This window comes from Clostridium nigeriense, from assembly GCF_900086595.1.
Classification (GTDB): Bacteria; Bacillota; Clostridia; order Clostridiales; family Clostridiaceae; genus Clostridium; species Clostridium nigeriense.
In genome coordinates, this window is sequence record NZ_LT575472.1 from 3,000,816 (window position 1) to 3,027,020 (window position 26,205).

Genomic DNA, 26,205 nt, shown 5'->3' on the forward strand with positions numbered 1-26,205 from the left:
CAATTTTTTAATTTCCCTCTCCCAATTTAACGAATAGTTTAGTTATGTTAGTCTTAGAAATTTTTCCAATTATTCTATATAACACTTTATCTTTTGGAGAACTTTCTATTTTTTCAACTATAGGAATACTATCTATTTCATGCTCAATTATTTTTTTTGCTAAATTATAAGCACTATCTTCTGCACTACCACAAACTATGTTAGGCATTCTTGTCATAATAACACCAACTGGCACCTTATGAATATCAGTTCCACCTATAGCATTTTTTAAAAAATCTTTTCTTGAAACAGCACCTACTAAAACTCCTTCACTTTCTATAAATAATGTCCCCACATCATTTAAAAACAAGAATACGATTGCATCATATACTGTTGTTTCTTCGTTTACTGTTACTGGCTTTGACATTATTTCGCCAGCTAATACCTTTGATATATTCTCTAATACTCTAGTATTTTGAGCTTCTCCTAAATATACATAACCAACCTTAGGTCTAGCATCTAATATGCCTATCATAGTTAAAATAGCTAAATCTGCTCTTAACGCTGCTCTAGTTACACCAAGCCTTTCAGCTATAGATTCACTTGTGACAGGCTGTCCTTTTTTAACTATCCTTACTATTTCTTCTTGCCTTTCTGATAACTTCAAATATATCCCTCTTTCTAGCTTTAATGGAAATATTCAGATAATTTTGATTAGTTTGATATTTACATACTAATTATAACATTTTATAAAAGTTTGACTATACTTAATTTTCTGAAAAATCAGTCATATTATCTGAATATCCCTATTCCTTTTATTTTATTCCTCTTTATCTCCTGTTTCTCTCTCTTTTACTCTTATTTACTCTTCATCATCGAATTTCACAGTGTATGTGAAAGAGTTTTCATCTATTTCTTCATCCTGAGATTTCTTTTTATAAGATTTATTATCATCACTACTAAACTTATCTTTTTTAACTTCATCAACTTTATTTTTAATCTTACTAGCTACATCTGTTGCTGTATCTTTTATATCTTCAACAGTTTTGCTTATATATTTATTAACTACTTCCACACTACCATCAGCTTTAGTTATTTCTACAGTTATTTGAGTTACTACAGCTGCAATAAGAGCAAAAGCTAAAATTGGAGGAATAATAACTGCAATTACTCCTGCTGCTATACCAGCATTAACAGGAACATCAACTATTTCCTTACCATCCTTACTTATTCTTATTCTAGTAACATTACCTTTATTTATTAAGTCTTTAAGCCATTTCTTAAAATCATCTATAGTTTCTGATTTAATTTTACTGTTAGCTTCTGCATCTGCTTCCTTTATGCCTTCAATATAGATAATTGCCTCTAATACGTCTCCATTAGTAATTTCAAGTGCACTTTTTGCTTCAGCGTATGTAACCCCTGTTCTTTCTCTTACTTGATCAACCTTTTCTAAAGTTATTTCCATTTATAATCACTCCTTTATATAATTTAACATTTCTAAGCTTTTAGGTTTTTTAGAATAATTTGAAGATATAATAAAGGTTGTAATCTTTCTTATATCTCTTTTCACCTCATCATTTATATTTAATTTATATATCTTATCCATAGGTGTCTTCATTAAAAACTTTATAGAATTATATGCTGGTTTAGAAATATAAATACCATGCTCTTTTGGACACTCATCACAAACTCCACCATAATGAGAAAGTGATATATAGTTTGATACAGCTATCTTTTTCTTGCAAATAGCACAATTATCTAAGCTTAAACCATATCCAGTTTCTTTTAATAGTTTTATTTCAAAGGATCTTATTAACATTTCATAATCTAAAACATCAGTATTTAGTAAATACATACAAGTTAGAAAACTCTTAAATAAATTTTCATTTACTTCTCCTTCTTCAACACATATATCTATAAGTTCACAAATATAAGATGAATAAGTTAACTTATCTAAATTATTTAATAACCCTTGAAATGAATTTATAATCTTACCTTCTTGAAGGTTATATAAATTTTTACCTTTAAATAAAACATACTCACCATAGCATAAAGGTAAAGTAAGAGATAAAAACTTACTCTTACTTTTTCTAGCTCCCTTTGCTATAGCAGTTATCTTCCCAAATTTATCTGTATATAACCATACTAATTTATCATTTTCCTTAAATTCCATAGTTTTTATAACTACGGCATTTACCTTATGTAGTGACAGAAAAACCAACCCCCTATTTATTTACCTTCTTATATCCTAACTCCTTTAATAGGTTTTGATTGTCTCTCCACTCTTTTCTAACCTTTACCCATATTTTTAGATTTACTTTTGAATGTAAAAATCTTTCTATTTCATATCTAGCAGTTTCCCCTATTTTCTTTAGACATTGCCCATTTTTACCTATAATAATTCCTTTATGTGAATCTTTTTCACAAAGCATATCTACTTCAATGTGCCATGTACCACTTGGACTTTGCTTCATTTGAATTATATCTACTGCTATACCGTGAGGAATTTCTTCTCTTAATGTTCTTAAAGCTTTTTCTCTTATTATTTCTGATACTACAAATCTTTCTTGAACATCAGTTATCATATCATCTGGATAATACTTAGGACCTTCCGGCATAGCATCTATCATCAATTCAACTAATCTATCTACATTTTTTCCCTTTAATGCTGATATTGGAATTATTTCTTTGAAATCTAACTCTTGAGAATACATTTGAAGAGTTTTTGCTACTCTATCTTGAGTAAATTCATCTATTTTATTTACTACTAAGAATATAGGAGCTTTTTGATTCTTTAAAGTTTCTATAATGAATTTATCTCCTCTTCCTATTTCTTCTTCAGGGTTTATTAAAAATAATACAAGATCAACTTCTTTTATAGAATCTTTGGCTGAATTAACCATATATTCTCCTAATTTATGCTTAGGCTTATGAATTCCTGGAGTATCAACGAATACAATTTGATGATTCTCACCTGTTAAAATTGTTTGTATATTATTTCTTGTTGTTTGAGGTTTATTTGATACTATGGAAAGTTTTTCTCCCATTATTTCATTTAATAAAGTTGACTTACCAACGTTTGGTCTTCCAACTATTGTTACAAATCCTGATTTAAACATTTTTCCTCCTAATTTTAACCCCCAATTTAATAATATCTTATTGGGATTTATTTAAAATAATTCTTTTTTCTATAACATTGCTTTTTTAAATTATAGCATTCTTAAACACTTTTAGCATCTTTTTAAGAAAATTAAATTTTAAATATAGTAAATATAAATAAAGTTAATAAAGTCCCAAAAAATGCCCCTACAATAACTTCAAAAATAGAATGAACATTTGAGTCAACTCTACTTTGAGCTGTTATAAGAGCCATTAAATAACTTAGCATTATACATATTGGCTCTTCTGTAATTAATGATAATGCAGTTGCTATTGAAAATGAAAGGGCACTATGTCCACTTGGCATTCCTCCTCTTAGTGGAGTACCTTCTCCATATATAGATTTTACTATTAAAGTTGCAATGGTCACTACTACTAAAGCTATTAAAACCATATATGGTTCTGATTCCTTCATCTTATGAATTACATCGTAAGAAATTAATGAAATCTTATCCCAAAATATAATATATCCTACTACTAAAGCATTTATTGCAGTAATTAATACTGCTCCTGCTGCTGCATTTTTTGCAATTTTAGCTAATGGATGATAATGATTGGTAGACATATCTATAGTAGCTTCTATAGCTGTATTTATAACTTCTGCTGCGAGAACCATTGTAATTGTTATAGCCAAAATAAGAAATTCAGCCTTTGATATATCTATTACAAAACAAGCTAAAAGAACACATAAAGATGCAAATAAATGAATTTTCATATTTCTTTGTGTTCTAACAGTTTGTATAATCCCTGTTATTGCATAATTAAAGCTTTCTACAAGCTTTTTTATCTTCATAAACTCCCCCCAAATATAGTATTATCTTCTAATATCTAATTTATTTAATATTTCTTCTTCCCTTTTTCTCATTATTATTTTCTCTTCATCAACCATATGATCATAGCCTAATAAATGTAAAATTGAATGAACAACTAAATAACTTACTTCTCTTTCATAAGAATGACCATATTCTTCACTTTGCTCTAAAGCTTTTTCTAATGATAAAACCATATCACCTAATATTAACTCTTCTCCATCCTTAAAAGTTTCGTCAAAATCATAGTTTATATACATATCCTTATAAACTTTTCCCTCTTCAAAATCAAGCATAGGGAAGGATAATACATCTGTTTCTCTATCAATATTTCTTGTTTCATTATTTATTTCTTGTATTTCTTCATTATCAACAAATAACAAGGATATTTGATATTCAATATCTACGCCTTCTTCCTTTAATGCAAAATCACATACCTCTGTTATTTTATTTATAAACTCATCTGTTACTTCTATTTTATTTTGTCTATTTTCTGTATATAACATATCTTACTCCTTTATAATATAAATTTAAAAATATTAAAGGGAAAGGTATGATACCCTCCCCTATCAAATCCCTTATAAAATTTAATTTTTTATCTTCTTCTCGGTTGGATATTCTACTCTATGATGATAAATTCCTTCTAAAGTCTTTAAAAAACTTTTTCTTATCACTTCTATATCTTTCAATGTCAAATCACAATCTATTAGTTGCTTATTATTTAATTTATCATTTATTATATTATTGACCATTTCTTCAATTTTCCCTTTAGTTGGTTCTGGTATTGATCTTACAGAAGCTTCTACACTATCTGCTAACATCAATATTCCAGACTCTTTTGTATTTGGAATAGGACCTGAATATCTGAAATCCTCTTCTTTCACCTCTTCTGGATTTTCCGAAGAGTTTTTTAACTTATAATAAAAGTATTTAACTAAGGTTGTTCCATGATGTTGGACTATTATATCTTGAATAACCTGTGGTATCTTATGTTCTTTTGCTAATTCTATTCCATCCTTAGTATGGGATAAAATTATTAAGGCACTTAAATTTGGAGTTATCTTATCGTGGGGATTTTCCCTTCCTATTTGATTTTCTCCAAAGAAATAAGGTCTTTTAGTTTTTCCTATATCATGATAATAAGCTCCCACCCTAGCAATTACAGGATTTCCTCCTACGGATTCTGTTGCTGCTTCTGCTAAATTAGCTACCATCATACTATGATGATAAGTTCCTGGCGCCTCCATTAGAAGCTTTTTCATAAGTGGCTGATTGGGATTAGATAATTCTAATAACTTAATATTAGTTACAACATCAAATATTGACTCAAAGAATGGTAATAAGCCAACTGCCAGTATTCCTGAAAGCAATACCCCAATAATAGTATAACCAGTTTGTATTAAATTTTCCTTTAAATTATTGGATGAAATCATACCTACAGTTAAAGTAACTACTGATAAAATCACTGTCATATAAAGTGTTGAATATATAATATCATTCCTTTGTTGTACCTTTTTTAAAGCTGTAGAACCCAATACTATACTAAGAATAGATATTACTATAATAGATGGATTAAAACCTACTATTATAGCCACAAATATTAGGTTTAATAAATTTACAACTAAAGAGACCCTATAATCTATTAATATGGTCATAAGCATAGCACCACAGGCTATAGGAATTAAGTATGGAGAAATTATATTAAGCCCCATAGAAAGTATTATAGTAATTATATTTATGCTACTTATTAATATTATTAATTTAGTATCTTTAAATACATTTGGTTTTTCCTTAGCTATATAACTGTATTGTATAAATAATATTAATGCAACTAATATTGCTAAAGAAATAAAGGAAGCTACATAACTTTTTGTTAAACCATTATTTAATAAACCTAGCTCCTTTAATATTTCTATTTGTCTTTCAGTTACAGGTTCCCCTTCTTTAACTATAATTTGATTTTTCTTTATTATTTCCTTTTGAACATTTTTTTGTGCTTCTTTTATATTTTCTTCGATTTTTTCAGTATCAATAAATAAATTAGGCTTTATTTGTGAATAAACTATATTTCTCAGTGTATCTTCTAGATTTCTTTGAAGGTTAGAATTTACAAGCTCTTCATCAGCATAATCCTTCGCCTTTTGTAAAGCCTCATAGTCGTTCTCACCTATATCATTTTTATAAGCTTTTTCTATAGCTTCTAAGGTTATATTTTGTATTTCTGAAATTTTTGATGTTCCTATATCTAATAATACACTATACTCATCGTCAGTCAGCCTAAAAACATCTACTTTTTTAATTTCTACTATTTTTTCTTTTTCATCCTTGCTGGATGACATCTCAGTAGATAATTTGTTAAATAATTTATTTATATTGTCCACTGCTTGTGTCTTAACTTCACTTTTAACAGTGTACTTTTTGTCTTCCTTAGCTTTTGTTATAGCTTCTTCTATTTTTTCTTGTGTTGCAATTTCATCAATAGTATCTATAGGTGCCTTTATATCAACAGTTGCAATATCTCCAACAGATAAATTATGCTTCTTAGGTGCAATAGTAGTTAATAGGAGCACATAGGTCATAATGAATACTATTAAATATACTAAAGCCCTTTTATATCCTTTGTTCTCTTTTATCTTATCTTTTTTTAAAAACAAGTTCATCCCCCTTTACTAGATAGTTTTAATAATCTATCGGTTCATTATTTACTATATTTTGCTCTACAATAAAGACTACATTAACTATAATCTCATTATTTGAATTTTCCTTGGTACTAATTATTCTATCTACAATTTTTGCTTCCCTTGTTAAATTATTATAGAGAGACTCCTCTAACGCTTTAACAGAATTGCTAATTATTTCTTCCTCAGATAATTCTACTGGAAATTCTTTCTTTTCATAATAATTTATTTTAGTAAAGATTTTTCCACTTTCCTCTATTTTATCATACTCTTTAAAATCTTTTATAGCTTTTTTAATATAAATTTTCTTTCCAAGAATAGTTACATAAATATCACTATCTTTTTCTCCACTTCTTTTTAATTCTGTACCACTTACTTTTGCAACCATACTTTTTTCATAAAAAGTATTTGCCATTACTACTCCATCAGGTATAACTTCATAAGGTTCTTCTTCTTTACCATTTATACCTTCTATTATAACATCTCCTACATGGACATACTCTCCCTCATGAACTACTGATCTTCCCGAGAAAGTATAAACCCTACTTACTTCCCCGTCCATCTTAGCAACTAAATTTCCATATTTACCTTTTTTAATCTCAGGCGGATTTACTTTTTCTTCAATAACTATCTTTAAGGTTGATCCTTCAACCCTTGCTCTTAGCCATAAAATATCAGAATTCATATCTTCAAGTTTTTTTTCTATATCTTTATACTCTATTTTTCTCTTGCTAATTCCTGGTTTTATCCCTAATGAATATAATTGTTGCCTTATTTCATATGGAGATACATTTTTTTTAGTAATAATTTCTATACTCCATACAAAAGTAGATAAATATAACAACAATATAACAAAAATTCCAGCACCTAGACTTAAAAAAATCTTACTTTTTAACCTTCCAATAAGAAAAAGAATTCCTCTACTTCCTATCACCTTACTTTTACCATTTAATTTCTTTATTATATTTGTAACATCTTCATAATCATTAAAATCTATTGTTATTCTAATAGTAGCTGCATCTATTCTTTTTACATTGATGATGTGAATATTTTCATTCCATAATATGTTCAAAAGTCTCTCTGGTTTTAATATGTTAATTTCTACTACAACCTTTCCACTATCAAAAACTCCTACACTCATATTACACCTCGTAAGAAATTAACTTAAATTTTCCACTTATAGTTATAGTGGAATCACCAATGTATAAAATCTCAAAGTTATCTCCCTGAATATTTATAACCTTAACTTTAGTATTTATTTTAATAACATTTCTTTCGAAAAGTATTATACCCTTATGATTTTCTATAGTAATCTCACTATTTCCTATTATAGTAATCTTAGGAAGATTTAAAATTACATCTTTTGGTAAGTCCAGTTTTTCTGATATTATCTCTCTACTTTTTTCTATTTTATCTTTCATATTTTCTCTCCTTATATTTTTTCTCATAGTACTTTATGATAAAAATATATAGAAAATTACTTATAGAAAGCAAAAAGCAAAAGGATTAAATCCTTTTGCTTTTATTTATCAGTTAATAATACTCTTATAAAATTGTCTTTTCATATAACTTTAAAGTTACAAATGTTATTAACACCAATGGTGTAGCCGTTTCTTTAATAATTTTATTTTTCTTTTATTAACTGCTGAGGAAGGTAATATAACAAGATTTGAAATTTCAAATCTCATCTATTCCCTTTATTCAAGTATAATTATTTTACACTTTTGACAAATACATAAACTATAGCCCTCAACCTTAATGTATTAAAAATACACTTAGACTTATTGGATAATTATAGCCTCCAATAATAGCTTACTTAATTAATTAAGTTACATTGAAAATAAATCAAAATAGTTCTACTTGAATTTTCTCTTTCTAGCAGCTTCTGATTTCTTCTTTCTCTTCACGCTTGGCTTTTCATAGTGTTCTCTCTTTCTAACTTCTGAAAGAACTCCCGCTCTAGCACATTTTCTCTTGAATCTTCTTAATGCACTTTCAAGTGTTTCGTTTTCTCCAACTTTTATTTCTGACATCTATTATCCCTCCCTCCGCTAGCTCAAATTAATTAATTTAACTCAGCTACGGGCTTAATAACACACGCTATATTATACAATAGGCATACTCTAAAGTCAACTATTTCATATAAAGTATTTAGCCTGGTGGCCATTTTAAATCCCTTTGACCTAGCACGTGGAAGTGCATATGATCTACGGTTTGCCCTCCATCTTTTCCACAGTTATTTACTATTCTATAACCTGTTTCAGCTATATTAAGCTCTCTTACTATTTTATTAATAACTAAGAAAATATGTGAGATAATATGTGCATTTTTCTCATTTAAATCATTAGCACTTTTTATATGCTCCTTAGGTATTACTAAAAAATGAATAGGAGCTTCAGGACTAATATCATGAAAAGCTAATACTTTATCGTCTTCATATATTTTATTACTTGGGATTTCTCCATTTACTATTTTACAAAATATACAACTCATAAATTAACACCCCCTTTGCAAATTTAAAATGTAGAATGTAAAATGTAAAATTAAGGCTATAATTCAGCATAGCTGAATTAAGAAAATTTTAATTCAGAAACTCAGCTTGCTGAGTTTCAACAATAATTCTTCATTTTTCATTCTTAATTTTACATTCTAAAGTAGCTTCGCTATTCCATATTCATTTTCTGCTTCTGTTATTTCTATATCTACTATTTTACCAGTTACATCGGCACAAGTGCAAGGAACATGTACTTTTATATAATTTCTTGTGTATCCTTCATATACACCCTCTTGACCTTTAACTTCTGTTTCTATAAGAACATCCATTTCTTTACCGATAAACTTTTCTGTAAATTCTTTTTCATTTTTATTGCTTAATTCTATTAGTAACTTACTTCTTTTCTCTTTAATACTACCATCTATTTGATCCCCCATCTCAGCAGCTCTAGTACCTTTTCTTGGACTATATTTAAACACATGAGTTTTTGTAAGTTTTATTTTTTTCAAGAACTCATATGTTTCATTAAATTCTTCTTCTGTTTCCCCTGGGAATCCTACTATTACATCAGTTGTAATAGATACATCTGGCAATGTTTTTCTTAAAAGCTCAACTGAAGCTGCATACTCTTCAGCAGTATATCTTCTATTCATTCTCTTAAGAGTAGCATCACAACCACTTTGTAATGATAGATGGAAGTGAGGGCACAGCTTTTTAAACCCTTTAATCTTCTCTATTACTTCAGGAGTAAAGAAAGCAGGTTCTATAGATCCTATTCTTATTCTCTCTATACCTTCAACCTTTTCTATTTCTTCAATAATATCTATAAGGTTAACACTTCCTTCTAAATCTAATCCATAGGAAGCAGTGTGAATACCTGAAAGTATAATTTCCTTAAATCCATGATCTGCTAACTTATTTACTTCCTCTAACACCTTCTTTGGATCTTTTGAGCAAACTGATCCTCTTGAATAAGGTATTATACAATATGTACAAAATCTATTACATCCATCTTGTATCTTTAAGAAAGCTCTAGTCTTATCTTGGTATTCTTCAATATTTAATTCTTCAAATTTTTTATTTTTAAGCACACCTTCAACATGAACTTGTGACTTTCCTTCTTCTCTTGCTTTGTTTACATAGTAAACTACATCCCCCTTGTTTCTTGTTCCTAAAACTACATCAACTCCAGGAATTTCAGAAACTTCCTTTGGGGCAATTTGTGAGTAACAACCTACAACTGCAATTACAGAATTTTCATTAAGTCTTCTTGCTCTACTTATAATCTGTCTAGATTTTTTATCTCCCATATTAGTAACAGTACATGTATTTATTACATATACATCTGCTACTTCATTAGCTTCTACAACCTCATAGCCTTCTCTTATAAATTTTTCAGCCATAGCCTCTGATTCATATACGTTAACTCTACATCCAAGAGTAGAAAATGCAACTTTCATTATTTACTTCCTCCTAAATCTCCAAGCTCATATTGAACTAATGAAGTAGCAACAAAACCTGCCGTTTCTGTTCTAAGGATTCTACTTCCTAAGGTTACAATATAAGCACCATTTTCTTTTAGTTTGTTTATTTCACTTAATTCAAATCCACCTTCTGGACCAACTAATATTCCAACAGTTTTTATTTTAGATGTATCAATATTCTCATCATTAAACAATGTTTTTATACCAAAATTTTCCGCATTTTCATAAGGAACTATAGCTAAGTCTAATGCTTTTAATCTATATAAGGCATCCTCAAAGGAAATAGGCTCTGTAACCTTAGGTATAACAGTTCTTTTACTTTGTTTTGCCGCCTCTAAAGCAATTCTATTTAGTCTATCTAATTTTTTAAAGTCGCCTTTTAACTTTATATCTACTCTTTCCGTTAATGTAGGTATAAATTCAGTTATTCCTAATTCTGTTCCCTTTTGAACTATTAAATCCATCTTTTGAGCCTTTGGCAACCCTTGAAATAAATATATTTTAACTTCACTTTCATTATTTATTTCAAGTTTTTCCTCTATATCAACAATAACTTCTTGCTTACTAATAGTTCTTATGTTAGCTAAAAATTCTTCTCCATCACAATTATTTAAGACTATTTTATCCCCTTCATTTAGCCTTAATACTTTATATAAGTGTTTTACATCATCACCTAAAATTTTTGCTGTTTTTTCTATAAAATTTTCTTTAGGAGTAAAAAATTTATGCATCCCTCAATCTCCTTAAAACTATTTTAATTTTGCAACTATACAGTTCCATTCCCCATCTTTATTTATTTCAACTACTTCAAAACCTGTTTCTTCAAGTTTTTTAGTAACCATATCTACCCTATCATGAATTATTCCCGATGTTATAAAATAACCATCCTCTTTTAAAACTCTCTTAACATCTTCTGTTAATATACAAATTACCTCTGCAATAATATTAGCAACTACAATGTCTGCTTTTCCATCTATTACTTCAACTAAATTGCCATATAATATTTCTATATTATTCAAATTGTTAAAGCCTACATTTTCCCTTGCAGATTCAACGGCAACTGGATCTAAGTCTACTCCAACAGCTCTTTTAGCACCTAATTTTGCTGCGGCAATAGCAAGTATTCCTGATCCACATCCAACATCAAAAACAGTACTTTCTGCTTTAACGTATTTATCTAAAGCTTGAATACACATTCTTGTTGTTTCATGTGTTCCAGTTCCAAAAGCCATACCTGGGTCTAATTCTAAAACCAACTCATCTTCTTTTGCTTCATATTCTTCCCAAATTGGTTTTACTACTATTCTTTCTCCAACCTTAGTAGGTTTATAATATTTCTTCCAGTTATTAGCCCAATCTTCTTCATACATTTTTTCACTTTCAACTTCGTAATCTCCAGTGTCTATTCCAAGTTCTTTAATTTCTTCCATCTTCTCATTAACATATTTTAGAACTTCATCTATGTTATCTTCTTCTGAAAAATAGGCTTTAACAACAGCTACCTTTCCTTTATGTTCTAATACATTTATATCTGCAAAATCCCAAGTTAATGGTCCTTGCTCTCTCTCTAATATGTCATTTGGATCTTCAATTGCAACCCCTTTGCAATCTAATCCATAGAAAATTCCTGAAACTGGTTCTAGAGCTTCACTTTTTGTTATAACTCTAACTTCAATCCATGTTCCTTCCATTAAAATCAGTCCTTTCAAAGATATTTGACTAATTTATTATTTTACACTTATGTTAACTTTCTGTCTAGGTTTAAAGTCAAAAAGTTTCATATAGCCTTCTAATTTTCAAAAAATAAAGCACCGAAAAATCGGTGCTTTATGTAAATTATAATTATTTCACTGCTTTTGCTGCTTCTAATATCTTATCATAACTTGGTTCACTTGTTATTTCATCTAAATATTCAACATAAGTAACATTATCATTTGAATCTACTACAAATGATGCTCTTGTTAATAATCCAAGTTCCTTAGCATAAGTTCCTGTAGCTTGTGCAAAGCTTCTATCCTTATAATCTGAAAGTGTCTTAACTTTTTCCACACCTTCTAAAGCACACCATCTACTTTGAGCAAAAGGTAAATCCATTGATACAGTATAACAAGTTACTCCATCTAATTTATCAATTTGTTCATTAAACTTTTTAACTTCCATATTACACACTGGTGTATCAATTGATGGTACTGTTAAAAATACTCTAACTCCCTTTGTATCCTTTTCTGTAAATTCCCCTAAATCATTAGTTGTAACCTTAAAGCTAGGTAATTTATCTCCAACTGAAATTATATTTCCTTCTAAAGTAATTGGTGAACCTTGAAATTTTACTGTTTTCATTATATATTCCTCCTAAATTGAAATTCTATTTTATCTTTTCCAAAATAATCATTTTTTATATATTCTCATTATACATCTAATAATTATTATTTGTAAATATTTATTATTTTAAAAATCCATCATTTCAACTTAGTTAGACTAATGTAATTGTTTATACTTCGTATTTATTAACTAATCCTTTAAATTCATCTTCTTTACTTATTATATACTCATTAAAGCTTAAATTACTACTTTCAATTGTCTTTGATAATTCAAGTAAAAATTCAGGTATTTTAGCTGCCGGAAGATCTCCATAAACTACTCCTAGCTTAGTTTCACCTATTCCATATGCTCCTCCTATAAATAGACTAAAGCATTCATCTACCTTATCTCCAACTCTTTTCTTCTTTCCAGTAAATCCAATTGAGCCTATTTGATGAACTCCACAAGAGTTTTGACATCCTGAAAAATGAACTGTTGGTAATACATGCATATTTCCATTATTAGCTTTAAAATAGTCCATAACTGCATTTAGAGTTCCTTGGCTATTACATAATCCTATTTGACAAATTGGAACACCTATACAAGATACACTTTGCTCGAATTTAGTCTTTGCACTCATATTTTCAGTTAGTTGTAATAATTTTTTAGCTTCTTCTCCATTTAAGTTTCTAAAATAAATCCCCTCAGACATAGCTAATCTTATATCAATGTCTTTGAAATTACTTATTAAATCTAAAATTTCTTTTAAATCTTTTATTAATAGCTGTCCTCCAATAGGATGTAAATAAACACTATATAGTCCATTTTGTTTTTGATTAAATAATCTTGAATCTTCTAATTCAATTTCTATTCCTTTTTTATCATAAGACTTAGCCTTAACGTCTATTTCTAAATTTTCTTTTTCTATAACTTCATTTACATGTTTTTTATAACAAGCTAAGAAGTCTTTTTCACCCATTCTATCTAATATATATCTTACACGTGCTCTATTTCTATTTTCATAGTCTCCTTCTGCCATGAACATTTTAACCATAGCTTCCACATAATATAACACATCTTTTGGATCAATTAATTCATTGTATTTTGCAGCTATCTTAGGATTTTGACCTAATCCTCCACCTAAATAAACTTCAAAATATTCTTTTCCATCTTTATTTACTGCAACAAATCCTAAATCTTGAACTGTACAATGTGCAGCATCATCACTTCCACCTGAAACAGAAACTTTAAGCTTTCTTGGCAACTTATAAGTATATATTCTTTCTAAAAAATAGTTTCCTATTGCCAATCCATATGGAGTTACATCAAAAGCTTCATTGGGATCTACTCCAGCTAAAGGAGACATAGCTACATTTCTTGGATAGTTTCCACCAGCACCTCTTGTGTATATATCATTATCTAAAGCTTCCTTCATTAAATCACAAATTTCATCTATGTTTAATCCGTGTAATTGTATAGCTTGACGTGTTGTAAAATGAATTTTATCTAAGCCATATTTCTTTGCAAAATCATATACTTTCTTCATTTCAGCAACATTAGTTATACCTGAAGGGATTCTAAGTCGTATCATAAATTCCTTTCCACCCTTATGTGCATATACACCAAATCCCCCTGATGCATGCTTAAATTGCATTAGGTTTAACTCACCATTAACAAATTTGTGTCCAGTTTTTCTAAACTCTTCTATTTCTCCATATAAAACTTTTTTTAATTCTTCCATTTTTGCCACCTCTTTTAAACTTTAATGCCAATGTAAATTATAACATTAAAAACATTATTTACTTATTAGATATTCTTATTATAATAATAAGATTTACTTATTACTATGCTTTAGTTAATATATACTTTAGTTTGCACATATTTTATTTTTTTATAAAAAAATAAGTTTTCATATATAATTTCCTATATATAATAAAAAAGAATTAGCAAAAGCTAATTCTTCTTATTTAAATAAATCCTTTAAACCTTTTTTATGCGGAGTTCCTTCTCCAACATTTTCTCCACAAGCTTCCATAAATGCCCTTAATGCATCCTTTTGCTTCTCATTTAAATTCTTAGGAATATCTACTATTACCTTAACATATTGATCTCCTCTTCCTGATGAATTTACTCTTGGAACACCTTTTCCTTTTAACCTAAATAGTGTTCCTGATTGAGTTCCAGCAGGAATAGTATATTTAACATCTCCATCTACTGTTGCAACTGTTATTTCTGTTCCCAAAGCAGCCTTTCCCATAGAAATATTAGTGTCTATATAGATATCATTTCCTTTTCTTACGAACTTCTTAGAAGGAGCTACATTAATTCTTACATATAAATCTCCTGGTGGTCCATCATTAGTTCCATGATTTCCTTGACCTCTTAAAGGCATTACATTTCCAGTATCTACACCTGCTGGAATGTTAACCTTGATCTTTCTAGTTTTTCTTACATGCCCTCTTCCATGACAAGAAGTACATGGTTCTTCAATAACACTTCCAGTTCCACCACAATTATTACATGTTGAAGTACTTACAAAACTTCCTAAAGGAGTTTGTCTTTGTACTCTTACTTGACCTTGCCCATTACATGTTGGACATGTCTTTTTAGAAGTACCTTCTTTTGCTCCACTTCCTTTACAAGTTTCGCAATTTTCACTTCTATCTATGGATATTTCTTTTTCAATCCCAAAAACAGCCTCTTCAAATGTTAAATTAATAGTATATTCTAAATCTGAACCTCTTTGAGGACCATTTTTTCTTCTTCCGCCGCCACCGCCGCCAAAGAAGCTTTCAAATATATCTCCAAATCCACCCATATCTGAAAAATCAAAGCCACCAAATCCACCTGATCCAAATCCACTGCCATCAAAGTCAACTGTTCCATACCTATCATAAGTAGCTTTTTTCTCTGGATCTGAAAGCACTTGATAAGCTTCATTTATTTCTTTAAATTTATTTTCAGCTTCCTTATTACCTTGATTTTTATCAGGATGATACTTTATAGCTAGCTTTCTAAAGGCCTTTTTAATTTCTTCATCTGAAGCACCTTTTTCAAGTCCAAGGGTTGCATAATAGTCCTTATTTGCCATCTATTTTCACCACCATTTTTAAACTTTATAAAAGGGAAGACGACATTTGCCTTCCCTCCAATATTATATATACAAAACTAATAGGTTACAACTATTTATCGTCTTTAACTTCAAAATCTGCATCTACTACATTATCGTCTTGAGCTGTGTTTGCTCCACCCATATTGTTTGGATCAAAGCCTGCTCCACCCATGTTATTTGGGTCAAAACCTTCTGCACCACCAGCTGCTTGATACATTTTTGAAGATAATGCATAGAATTCTTTATTTAATTCTTCCATTGCATTTTTTATAGCTTCTATATCTTCGCCATCTTTTACTTTATTTAATTCATCTAATTTAGCTTGAACTGTAGCTTTTTCTTCTGCTGATACCTTATCACCTAATTCTTCTAAAGCCTTAGCTGTTTGATAAGAAACTTGGTCTGCATTATTTTTAACTTCTATTTTTTCTTTTCTCTTTTTATCTTCTTCAGCAAACTTTTCTGCTTCTTTTACTGCTCTTTCAACTTCATCATCACTTAAGTTAGTTGAAGCTGTAATTGTAATATTTGCTTCCTTATTTGTTGCCTTATCTAAAGCTGATACCTTAACTAGTCCATTAGCATCTATATCAAATGTAACTTCAATTTGAGGAATTCCTCTTGGTGCTGGAGCTATTCCAGATAGAGTAAATCTTCCTAATGTTTTGTTGTCAGCTGCCATTTGTCTTTCACCTTGAACTACGTGAATTTCAACTGATGTTTGACCATCTGCTGCCGTTGAGAAAGTTTGGCTCTTCTTAGTAGGAATTGTAGTGTTTCTTTCGATAAGTGGTGTAGCAACTCCACCTAATGTTTCAATTCCTAATGTTAATGGTGTAACGTCTAATAATAATACATCCTTAACTTCTCCAGTTAATACACCTGCTTGAATTGCTGCTCCAACTGCAACACATTCATCTGGGTTAACTCCCTTTGAAGGTTCTTTTCCTGTAAAGTTCTTAACAGCATCTACTACTGCTGGAATTCTTGTAGATCCTCCAACTAATATTACCTTATCTATATCGCTTAATGAAAGACCTGCATCTGATAATGCTTTCTTCATTGGCTCTATTGATCTTTGAACTAAATCATGAGTAATTTCATTAAATTTAGCTCTAGTTAAGTTCATATCTATGTGTTTTGGACCTGTTGCATCTGCTGTTATAAATGGTAAGTTTATATTTGTTTGCATTGATGAAGATAATTCAATCTTAGCTTTTTCAGCAGCTTCTTTTAATCTTTGAAGTGCCATTTTATCATTTCTTAAATCTATTCCATTTTCAGCTTTAAATGTTTCTGCGATAAAGTCCATAATTCTTTGGTCGAAGTCATCTCCACCAAGCTTAGTATCTCCGTTTGTTGATAAAACTTCAAACACACCATCGCCAAGTTCTAGTATAGATACGTCAAATGTACCACCACCTAAGTCATAAACAAATATCTTTTGGTTAGTATCCATTTTATCTAATCCATATGCTAAAGCAGCTGCTGTTGGTTCATTTATGATTCTTAAAACTTCTAATCCAGCTATTTTACCAGCATCTTTAGTTGCTTGTCTTTCTGAGTCATTAAAATATGCAGGTACTGTAATAACAGCTTGAGTTACAGTTTCTCCTAAATAAGCTTCTGCGTCAGCTTTAATTTTTTGAAGTACCATTGCTGATATTTCTTGTGGTGAATGGTCTTTTCCATCTATATTAACTTTGTAATTTGTTCCCATATGTCTCTTAATAGAGATTACAGTTTTATCTGGGTTAGTAATCGCTTGTCTTTTAGCGATTTGTCCTACTAATCTTTCTCCATTTGCTTGGAATGAAACTACTGATGGAGTTGTTCTTGCTCCTTCTGAGTTACTGATAACAACTGGTTCTCCACCTTCCATTACAGCTACACATGAGTTAGTTGTTCCTAAATCGATTCCTATAATTTTTCCCATAATCTATTTCCTCCTAAAAACTATCTTCTATATTGAAATTTAGTTAATATGTCTTAATCTTAATTAGCTACCTTTACTACAGTGTATCTAATTATTTTTTCTCCTCTTTTGTATCCCTTTTGGAATACTTCTGCTATTGAATTTGTTCCAAAATTCTCATCTTCAATATGCATTACTGCTTGATGATAGTTTGGATCAAACTCTCCTGTTGCATCTATTTCTTCAACCCCTAATTTTTCAAAGGAATTTTTAAAACCTTTTATAGTCATTTCTATTCCAGTTTTAATATCTTCTGCACTTCCATCTACAGCTACTGCTCTTTCTAAATTATCAAGAACAGGAATCATTTCTTTTAGTACGTCTGTACATGCGTCAGTGTATATTCCTTCCTTTTCTTTAGCAGTTCTTTTTCTATAATTCTCATATTCTGCTGTTAATCTAACTAATCTTTCTTTTAATGCTTCTACTTCATTAGTTAACTTCTTATTTTCATCCTTTAACTTACGCATACTATTTAATTCATTTTCCTTATCATTATTTTCAAAAGCTATATCTTCTGAAGAGTCATCTGCTACATCACTTGAAGGTTCAGGTATTTCTGATTCAACGTTTATATCTTCGTTGTTATCAGCCTCTAATTCATTATCAACCTCAGCATTATTTTCTAATTCTTCTTGGTTTTCTAATCTTTCCTTCATATCCTCCACAAAAACACCTCATTTCTTTATTCTATAATTTGATTTCTCAAACTTTTATTAAGCTCTTTCATAACTTGATTCATAATTGCAACAACCTTAGAATAATTAATTCTTTTTGGTCCGATTAATCCAATCTTTCCTATCGGTCTACCATCTAAAGAATATTCTGCAGAAATAATAGAACAATCTTTTGCCTCTGGGAAGAAATTTTCTTCTCCAATTCTAATAGTTATATCACTTCCTGGTTCAATTAAATCTAATAAATTATCCTTATCATTAATTAAAGCTAAAATTTCTTTTGCCTTTTCAATATTGTTATATTCAGGATAATTAAAAATATTGGTTGCTCCTTCTACAAATACTTCTGTATTGTTTGATTCCTTTAAGGTTTCATATAATGCAGGAAGCAATCCATTAAAGACTTCTTCAAAACCAGCTAATTCATGTTTAAGGTTATTTATTACTTCCAAGTTAATTTCTTCAATTGTTAAGTTTCTCAGTCTTAAATTTAAGACCTTATTTATCATTTGAATAGTTTCAGGCCTTGGCATATTATTAACTATTATTCTATGATTTTTAATAACTCCACTGTCTGCTACTATTACTGAAACCAAATTATGACTATCTATAGGAAGTAATTGTATGGACTTAATATAACTACTTCTTACAGATGGAGTCTGTACTACAGTAGTTAAATTAGTAAGCTCTGATAATAAAGAACAAGCTTGCTTTACTATTTTATCAACTTCATACATTGCTGAATTAATTAGGTATTCTTTAATTTTTAACTCCTCATCCTTGGTAAGACTTCCTGTATCCATTAGCTTATCTACGTATAATCTATATCCCTTATTGGACGGTACCCTTCCCGCAGAAGTATGAGGTTGCTCTAAATAACCCATTTCTTCTAAATCAGCCATTTCATTTCTAATAGTAGCTGATCCAACCCCTAAGTCATATCTTTTAGCTATTGTTCTTGAGCCTACTGGCTCTCCTGTTAAGATATAGTCATTAATGATAGCCTGAAGTATTTTTATTTTTCTTTCATCAATAGCCATTAATATCACCTCTATCTGTTAGCACTCAGTATCATCGAGTGCTAATGACTACAATATCAATATATTCCTTATTGACTTTTTTGTCAATTCCATTAATTAATAAAATAAATAATCTCATTTAATTTTATTAATTTATCCTTCTTTTTCTTTAATTTTCTATTATTTTCTCTATTTTTCTATAACGCTTAATTTAATATAAAATCACTCATAACTGAATTAGATAGTTCTATTCCTTTTTCTGTTAGGCTTAATTTATCGTTTTTTAAAACAAGAAGATTTTTATTAATATTTATATCAATTACATTTTTATATATACTTTCTATAGTAACACCAAATCGTTCTTTAAATTCATTAATATTTATTCCTTCAATCATTCTTAATCCCATAAAAACAAATTCTTCCATACTATCTTCTATAGTATTTATGGTAATATCTTCAATAACATCTTCATTATTTCTTATTTTATCTATATAATCTTTTACATTTTCTATGTTTTTTATCCTCTTATTATCTATAAAAGATGTGGAAGCAGAGCCAATTCCTAAATATTCATCATTTCTCCAATAAACCTTGTTGTGATAACATTCATATCCTTCTCTAGCAAAATTAGATATTTCATACTGATGGTAGCCATATTTTTTTAATATACTCTTAGTTATAGAATACATCTCTCTTTCTTCATCTTCAGAGGGTAAAATTAATTTATTTTTTTCCCAAAGTTTATAAAAGGCAGTTCCTTCTTCAATAATTAGGCTATAAGCAGAAATATGCTCAGGGTTTAATTTTGCAATAACTTCTAAAGACTCTATCCACTCATATACTTTTTGATTAGGGAGTCCAAACATTAAATCTACATTTATATTTTTAAATCCAACTTTCCTTGCTAAATTAAAATTTTCTTCAAATTGATTAAAAGTATGAATTCTTCCAATATCCTTTAGAAATGAATTTTGAACGGCTTGAAGCCCCATACTTATTCTATTTACTCCGCCATCAATCATTGCCTTAAGCTTTTCTTCTTCTAAAGCTCCTGGGTTACACTCCATAGTGAACTCCATATTTTCAGTTAAGTTAAGCCTATTTATAGATTCTAATACTTTAATTATTTCTTTTGTATCTAAATAAGATGGAGTTCCACCACCTATAAATATGCTCTTTATTTTATAATTAATAGCTTTACCTTCTATTTCCTTGCATAAAGCTTCTACATAATCTTCTCTTAAATAGTCAATAGAAGCATATGAAGGGAAATCACAATAAAAACATTTTTGTTTACAAAAAGGTATATGTATATAAAGTGATAATTCTTTTTTGTTTTCCATTTCATCAACTCTTTCCTTAATTAATTCTTCTTATCCTTATTATACAAAAAGAAAATAAAAAGTATATTAGCTCTAAAAAAATGATAAATTAAAAATCAAAGAAAAAAACTCCAGAAGGAGTTTTTAACTTACTTTTCTAATAAATCGATATTTATTATATTATGGAATAAGGTATCTCTTTGAACCCTATCTATCTTTGTATTTAATACCTCACCTTGAAACTTTATTTCTAAATTTAAGTTTAACCCACTTCTAGCTACTAAAGTATCAATGTTATTGCCAAATGTTTCTATAGAAAATACTCTCCCATCCTTTCTTTTTAATGTTCCTGTTATTATTCCATTATTTCTTAAAGTCTTCCCCTTTTTCTTTACATCTCTAATATTTACTTCTATCATAAATCCACCTCACTAAATTCACTTTACACTTTAAATATATTTTCATGCTTTTAATTTAATTACATCTATCTTTATATCAATAAAATTTTTTTTGAATATTATATATTAATAATTATTCATAATTTTAGGAGGTTTATTTTGAAGAAATTTAAAATTCTCGCCTTTGATGGTGGTGGAATTAAAGGAGCTTTAAGCATTGAAATTTTAAATAGAATAATTCTTAAACACCCAAATTTCTTAAATGAGATTGATCTTTTTGCTGGTACATCTACAGGTGCTATAATTGCGTCCTTTTTAGCTAAAGGAGTTCCTTTAGAAGATTTAAGTAAGTTATATAGTAAACCTATAGCAAAATCTATATTTTCCTCTTCTAAACTTAATTTAATAAAACCTAAATTTAGTAATAAAACTTTAAAAAATATTCTTTCTAATTATTTTGATGATAACTTTAAAATTTCAGACTTTCAAAGATACATTTTTATTCCAGCCTTCTATTTAGGTGATAATAGCCAAAATTCATGGGAACCAGTATTTTTTAATAATTTATCTAATAACTCAACAAGCAATTTTCTAGCTAAAGATGCTATATTAGCTAGTTCCGCTGCTCCTACATACTTTCCATCTTATAAAAACTATATTGATGGAGGTGTTATAGCAAACTCTCCTACAGCAATTTCTTTAATGGCAACATTATCTTCTATACCTAAATATAATATTCAAGATATTGTTCTATTATCAATTGGCACAGGAAATAGTCCTGAAAAAATCATGGGAAAAACCGAAAAATGGGGGATAGCACAATGGTCTTTTCATCCTTTTTCTAAAATGAAATCACCATTACTAGCATTATTAATGGACGGAATGTCTGATTTAGAAGATATGTATTGTAAAACCTTTTTAAAGAAAAATTATTTTAGAATAAGTCCAATAGTTCCTAAATTTATTGAATTAGATGATTATAAGTTTATTCCTTACCTAAAACTAATAGGAAGCACTTGCGATTTATCTAGTTTATTTAATTTTTTAGACTCTATTTATTTAAAATAATACATTTAAGTAACACTTTTTATTTTCTAATATATAATAAAGTATATTAACATTTCTTGTTAATGAATAATATTACCACCTTACTCTTATAGTTATCTATCAAAAAGGGGCTGTATAAAACAGCCCCTTTTGATAATATCTTTTATTTAGTATATTTTTTTATTTATCTACTTTTAAAACTGCCATAAATGCTTCTTGTGGAATTTCAACTGAGCCTACTTGTCTCATTCTCTTCTTTCCTTCTTTTTGCTTTTCTAATAGCTTCTTCTTTCTTGAAATATCTCCACCATAACATTTTGCAAGAACGTCTTTTCTCATAGCTTTAACAGTTTCTCTTGCTATTATTTTAGATCCTACAGCAGCTTGAATTGGCACTTCAAACATTTGTCTAGGAATTATTTCTTTAAGTTTTTCAGCTATTCCTCTTCCCTTTTCGTAAGCTTTTTCTCTAGGAACTATCATAGATAAAGCATCTACAACATCTCCATTTAACATAATATCAAGTTTAACTAATTCAGTTTGAGTATATCCTTTAAATTCATAATCTAAGGATGCATATCCTCTTGTTCTAGATTTTAAAGTATCAAAGAAATCATAAACTATTTCATTTAATGGAATATCATAATTTATTGAAACTCTAGTTTCTTCTAAATATTGCATGTCAATAAATGTTCCTCTTCTCTCTTGACATAATTCCATTACCGCTCCTACATAATCAGAAGGAGCTATTATACTTGCCTTTACTACCGGCTCTTCCATATACTCTATTTCTGTGGCTTCTGGAAGATTTGTTGGGTTAGTTAATTCAATAACCTCTCCATTAGTTTTTATAACCTTATAAATAACTGATGGTGCAGTTGTTATAATATCTAAGTTAAATTCTCTTTCTATTCTTTCTTGAATTATTTCCATATGTAATAATCCTAAGAATCCACATCTAAATCCAAACCCTAAGGCTACTGAAGTTTCTGGTTCAAAACTCAATGCAGCATCGTTGATTTGAAGCTTTTCTAAAGCATCCTTTAGCTCTTGATATTTTGCTCCATCTACTGGATAAATACCTGAGTAAACCATAGGCACTGCAGGCTTATATCCTGGTAATGCTTCTGCTACTGGTCTATCTGCTTCAGTTATAGTATCTCCAACTCTTGCATCTCTAACATTTTTTATAGATGCAGCAATATAACCAACATCTCCAGCTCTTAGTTCTCCAATAGGTAAAATCTTTGGAGTAAATACTCCAACTTCAGTTACTTCATATACTTTATTAGTAGCCATAAGCTTAATTTTAGTTCCTGGTTTTATAGTACCATCAAAGATCCTTACATAAGAAACAACACCCTTGTAGCTATCATAATAGGAATCAAAGATTAATGCCTTAAGCGGTGCATCTTCATCTCCATTTGGTGCTGGTATCTTTTCAACTACAGTTTCTAATACATCTTGAATATTTAATCCAGTTTTAGCAGAAATCATTGGAGCATCTTCTGCTTCTATACCAATAATATCTTCTATTTCTTGTTTAACTTCCTCTGGTCTTGCAGATTGCAAATCAACCTTATTAATAACTGGTGCAATTTCCAAGTCATTGTTTAAAGCTAAATAGCAGTTTGCTAAAGTTTGTGCTTGAACTCCTTGAGTTGCATCTACTACTAATACAGCTCCTTCACATGCAGCTAAGCTTCTTGAAACTTCATATGTAAAATCTACGTGTCCTGGAGTATCAATTAGATTTAATATATATTCTTCTCCATCAGGTCTTCTATAAATAAGTCTTGCCGCTTGAGACTTTATAGTTATTCCTCTTTCTCTTTCTATTTCCATATTATCAAGAATCTGTTCTTCCATTTCCCTTTGAGTAAGAGTTCCTGTGGCTTCTAATAATCTATCAGCTAGGGTTGACTTCCCATGATCTATATGGGCTACTATAGAAAAATTTCTAATATGTTGTTGTCTATTACTACTCATATATAAAACTATCAACTAATTAAGCTAATAGTCACTTCACCCCCATTTTAAATTTCAAGGTAAATTATATCATAAAGTCTAGGTTGTGTGTCAATACAAATGTGAAGTTGTTAATATGTTCTAACCTCTAGTTATCATTCTTTTCTAAAAAATCATCGATTATCTTATCTAAATCTTCACTTTTGCTATCTTTCTCAGTGTTATTTTTAACTTTTCCACTTACCTTATTTATTATACTATCTAAACCATTATATAAAAATCCGCCCATTTTATAAAAATTTTCAGTTATCTTATTATTCATATTTATTATATATTCTTTATTTGTTACTCTAATGGTTGTGTTTTCATTATTCTCGTTAGGAGTATATATTTTAACTTCTGCATCATCTTTTATAAATTCTTCAAAGTCTTTTCCAAACTCCTCCTTAACCAATTCATAGTTGTCTTCACCATTACCTACTGGAGATAAGGCCTTCGTATTAATAATGTTAATTTGAATAAATCCCAATAAGGTTATTATAAAGAAAATAACTGTTCCAATTATAACTTTTTTATTAATCAAAAAAGCACCCCCTAGTTTTTTTAATATCTAAAGGATGCTCATAAAGAATATATTTTATTCATTTTTTATCTATTTAGATACTCAGCTATTATTCTTGCAATATATTTACTTGTTAGCTTTGCTTCTTGAGCAGTATTTACATTCGATCCATCTTCTATAAGTATAAAATTATCACTTAAGCTATAGTTAATAGCTGTCGCAGCTGGATTAATTTCATGAATATCTCTTATTAAACCTGGAAATAACTTGTTTCCAATATTATATAAATTCTCTACAAAAGCTTTATTTGCTTCATATCTACCACTATTCGGAGCTGTAACAAACATCATTTTAGCTAAATTTTGCTCATTTAAATTTATAGTATAAACACTTTTTAATTGTTCAGCCTTAGCCCCATCAACGCCATCCCTATGAAGATCAATTATTACCTTAAAATCCCCATATTCATCTAAATATTTTTTCAAAGTTTCATTTGACCTTGAATAAGCTTCACTATAAGATACACTATGATTAGTTTTATCATGAATTACAGATATTCCATATCCTTCTTCTAATTCATTAGCTAAGATTTCTCCAACCCCAACTACATTAAAATCATTGTCAGTAGTTAAATTTTCTCTTTCAGAATAGTTTTCTGTTGTATGAGTAGAGAATATTAATACTTCTGGTTTTGAATTATCCAAGTTTTTCTTCAAGCTTGGATCATAAGCTGCACTTACTTTATTAAGTTCAGCAATTTCTTCAGCTGTCATCTTTGCAATACTTTCATTTTTTAATGAAAATGGTGTTAATTTTTTAAATGAAGATACTATATCTGAACCACCAAGTATATTACTAAATAATCCAATCTCTTTTCCAACTATATTATAAGCATTTATACCTCTAATCCCTAAAGCTTCTAGTACTACATTTTTTAAAGAAAGATTATTATCTGCATATACCCCTTCATCATATACTGCTGTTTTTACAACTGGCATTGAAAAGTTTAACATTTGAACATAAGCATATCCTCCTGGTTCTTTATAGCTTTTAATAACTGTTATTCCTCTTATTAAAAATATAATAAAAGCTATTATAATAATTAAATATCCTAAACTAAATTTATTACCATTTACCCCTAAATTTCCACCTTTTTTTAGTCTTTTCTTACTTTGCAATCCTTGCCCTAAAGAATACATGCAACTCCCCCTTTCTCTA

The 26,205-nt window shown here is 29.1% G+C and carries 26 protein-coding genes; 1 reads left to right on the top strand and 25 read right to left on the bottom strand.

Annotated features, from left to right (window positions below; translation table 11 throughout):
- Window positions 1-7: 7 nt before the first annotated feature.
- The 22 genes from BN6774_RS14095 to BN6774_RS14200 form a co-directional block, all read right to left on the bottom strand.
- On the bottom strand, window positions 8-646 hold the full coding sequence (locus BN6774_RS14095; RefSeq protein ID WP_066894877.1) for a transcriptional regulator CcpN: 639 nt from the start codon (window positions 644-646) through the stop codon (window positions 8-10).
- A 195-nt stretch (window positions 647-841) separates the two neighbouring features.
- Window positions 842-1,447: a DUF4342 domain-containing protein gene (locus BN6774_RS14100; protein WP_066894879.1), complete on the bottom strand. Its 606-nt coding sequence runs from the start codon at window positions 1,445-1,447 to the stop codon at window positions 842-844.
- 6 nt (window positions 1,448-1,453) lie between these two features.
- Window positions 1,454-2,203, bottom strand: a complete 750-nt coding sequence (gene recO / locus BN6774_RS14105; RefSeq protein WP_066894881.1) for a DNA repair protein RecO — start codon at window positions 2,201-2,203, stop codon at window positions 1,454-1,456.
- Between the two features lie 4 nt (window positions 2,204-2,207).
- On the bottom strand, window positions 2,208-3,101 hold the full coding sequence (gene era / locus BN6774_RS14110; protein ID WP_066894883.1) for a GTPase Era: 894 nt from the start codon (window positions 3,099-3,101) through the stop codon (window positions 2,208-2,210).
- A 131-nt stretch (window positions 3,102-3,232) separates the two neighbouring features.
- A complete protein-coding gene (locus BN6774_RS14115; protein WP_066894885.1) occupies window positions 3,233-3,934 on the bottom strand; it encodes a diacylglycerol kinase in 702 nt (233 codons plus the stop codon).
- A 21-nt stretch (window positions 3,935-3,955) separates the two neighbouring features.
- Window positions 3,956-4,456, bottom strand: coding sequence for an rRNA maturation RNase YbeY (ybeY, locus tag BN6774_RS14120; protein WP_066894887.1), 501 nt, complete (start codon window positions 4,454-4,456; stop codon window positions 3,956-3,958).
- Window positions 4,457-4,537: 81 nt separating this feature from the next.
- On the bottom strand, window positions 4,538-6,610 hold the full coding sequence (locus tag BN6774_RS14125; protein WP_066894889.1) for an HD family phosphohydrolase: 2,073 nt from the start codon (window positions 6,608-6,610) through the stop codon (window positions 4,538-4,540).
- 19 nt (window positions 6,611-6,629) lie between these two features.
- On the bottom strand, window positions 6,630-7,769 hold the full coding sequence (gene yqfD, locus BN6774_RS14130; protein WP_066894891.1) for a sporulation protein YqfD: 1,140 nt from the start codon (window positions 7,767-7,769) through the stop codon (window positions 6,630-6,632).
- 1 nt (window position 7,770) lies between these two features.
- Complete coding sequence (gene yqfC / locus BN6774_RS14135; protein WP_066894893.1) at window positions 7,771-8,049, bottom strand: sporulation protein YqfC; 279 nt, start codon at window positions 8,047-8,049, stop codon at window positions 7,771-7,773.
- A gap of 435 nt (window positions 8,050-8,484) precedes the next feature.
- Entirely contained in the window at window positions 8,485-8,661 is a 177-nt protein-coding gene (gene rpsU, locus BN6774_RS14140) for a 30S ribosomal protein S21 (RefSeq protein ID WP_003441547.1), read from the bottom strand.
- Between the two features lie 118 nt (window positions 8,662-8,779).
- Window positions 8,780-9,121, bottom strand: a complete 342-nt coding sequence (locus BN6774_RS14145; RefSeq protein ID WP_066894895.1) for a histidine triad nucleotide-binding protein — start codon at window positions 9,119-9,121, stop codon at window positions 8,780-8,782.
- Between the two features lie 156 nt (window positions 9,122-9,277).
- Entirely contained in the window at window positions 9,278-10,582 is a 1,305-nt protein-coding gene (gene mtaB / locus BN6774_RS14150) for a tRNA (N(6)-L-threonylcarbamoyladenosine(37)-C(2))-methylthiotransferase MtaB (RefSeq protein ID WP_066894896.1), read from the bottom strand.
- Window positions 10,582-11,337: an RsmE family RNA methyltransferase gene (locus tag BN6774_RS14155; protein ID WP_066894897.1), complete on the bottom strand. Its 756-nt coding sequence runs from the start codon at window positions 11,335-11,337 to the stop codon at window positions 10,582-10,584. Before BN6774_RS14155 ends, mtaB begins: the two co-directional genes overlap by 1 nt.
- Window positions 11,338-11,355: 18 nt before the next feature.
- Complete coding sequence (prmA, locus tag BN6774_RS14160) at window positions 11,356-12,297, bottom strand: 50S ribosomal protein L11 methyltransferase (protein ID WP_066894899.1); 942 nt, start codon at window positions 12,295-12,297, stop codon at window positions 11,356-11,358.
- A 151-nt stretch (window positions 12,298-12,448) separates the two neighbouring features.
- A complete protein-coding gene (gene tpx / locus BN6774_RS14165; protein ID WP_066894901.1) occupies window positions 12,449-12,946 on the bottom strand; it encodes a thiol peroxidase in 498 nt (165 codons plus the stop codon).
- A gap of 151 nt (window positions 12,947-13,097) precedes the next feature.
- Window positions 13,098-14,648, bottom strand: coding sequence for a nitrite/sulfite reductase (locus tag BN6774_RS14170; RefSeq protein ID WP_066894903.1), 1,551 nt, complete (start codon window positions 14,646-14,648; stop codon window positions 13,098-13,100).
- Window positions 14,649-14,870: 222 nt separating this feature from the next.
- Window positions 14,871-15,998, bottom strand: coding sequence for a molecular chaperone DnaJ (dnaJ, locus tag BN6774_RS14175; RefSeq protein ID WP_066894906.1), 1,128 nt, complete (start codon window positions 15,996-15,998; stop codon window positions 14,871-14,873).
- A 91-nt stretch (window positions 15,999-16,089) separates the two neighbouring features.
- Window positions 16,090-17,955 (bottom strand): molecular chaperone DnaK, encoded by a 1,866-nt coding sequence (gene dnaK, locus BN6774_RS14180; protein ID WP_066894908.1) that lies wholly within the window; start codon window positions 17,953-17,955, stop codon window positions 16,090-16,092.
- A gap of 59 nt (window positions 17,956-18,014) precedes the next feature.
- The gene (gene grpE / locus BN6774_RS14185; protein ID WP_066896700.1) at window positions 18,015-18,653 is read right to left on the bottom strand and encodes a nucleotide exchange factor GrpE; all 639 of its coding nucleotides are present in this window, start codon (window positions 18,651-18,653) and stop codon (window positions 18,015-18,017) included.
- Window positions 18,654-18,679: 26 nt separating this feature from the next.
- Window positions 18,680-19,711 (bottom strand): heat-inducible transcriptional repressor HrcA, encoded by a 1,032-nt coding sequence (gene hrcA / locus BN6774_RS14190; RefSeq protein WP_066894910.1) that lies wholly within the window; start codon window positions 19,709-19,711, stop codon window positions 18,680-18,682.
- A gap of 185 nt (window positions 19,712-19,896) precedes the next feature.
- A complete protein-coding gene (gene hemW / locus BN6774_RS14195; protein WP_066894912.1) occupies window positions 19,897-21,033 on the bottom strand; it encodes a radical SAM family heme chaperone HemW in 1,137 nt (378 codons plus the stop codon).
- A gap of 128 nt (window positions 21,034-21,161) precedes the next feature.
- Window positions 21,162-21,431 carry a hypothetical protein gene (locus tag BN6774_RS14200; RefSeq protein ID WP_066894914.1) on the bottom strand — a complete coding sequence of 90 codons (270 nt, stop codon included), beginning with the start codon at window positions 21,429-21,431 and terminating at the stop codon, window positions 21,162-21,164.
- Between the two features lie 138 nt (window positions 21,432-21,569).
- Between BN6774_RS14200 and BN6774_RS14205 the strand changes: the two genes are divergently transcribed.
- On the top strand, window positions 21,570-22,478 hold the full coding sequence (locus BN6774_RS14205) for a patatin-like phospholipase family protein (RefSeq protein ID WP_066894916.1): 909 nt from the start codon (window positions 21,570-21,572) through the stop codon (window positions 22,476-22,478).
- A 159-nt stretch (window positions 22,479-22,637) separates the two neighbouring features.
- On the opposite strand, the gene lepA is transcribed toward BN6774_RS14205, so the two are convergent.
- The 3 genes from lepA to BN6774_RS14220 form a co-directional block, all read right to left on the bottom strand.
- Window positions 22,638-24,446: a translation elongation factor 4 gene (lepA, locus tag BN6774_RS14210; protein ID WP_066896703.1), complete on the bottom strand. Its 1,809-nt coding sequence runs from the start codon at window positions 24,444-24,446 to the stop codon at window positions 22,638-22,640.
- A gap of 127 nt (window positions 24,447-24,573) precedes the next feature.
- Window positions 24,574-25,008: a hypothetical protein gene (locus tag BN6774_RS14215; protein WP_066894918.1), complete on the bottom strand. Its 435-nt coding sequence runs from the start codon at window positions 25,006-25,008 to the stop codon at window positions 24,574-24,576.
- A 65-nt stretch (window positions 25,009-25,073) separates the two neighbouring features.
- A complete protein-coding gene (locus BN6774_RS14220; protein ID WP_066894920.1) occupies window positions 25,074-26,186 on the bottom strand; it encodes a stage II sporulation protein P in 1,113 nt (370 codons plus the stop codon).
- Between the last annotated feature and the right edge of the window lie 19 nt (window positions 26,187-26,205).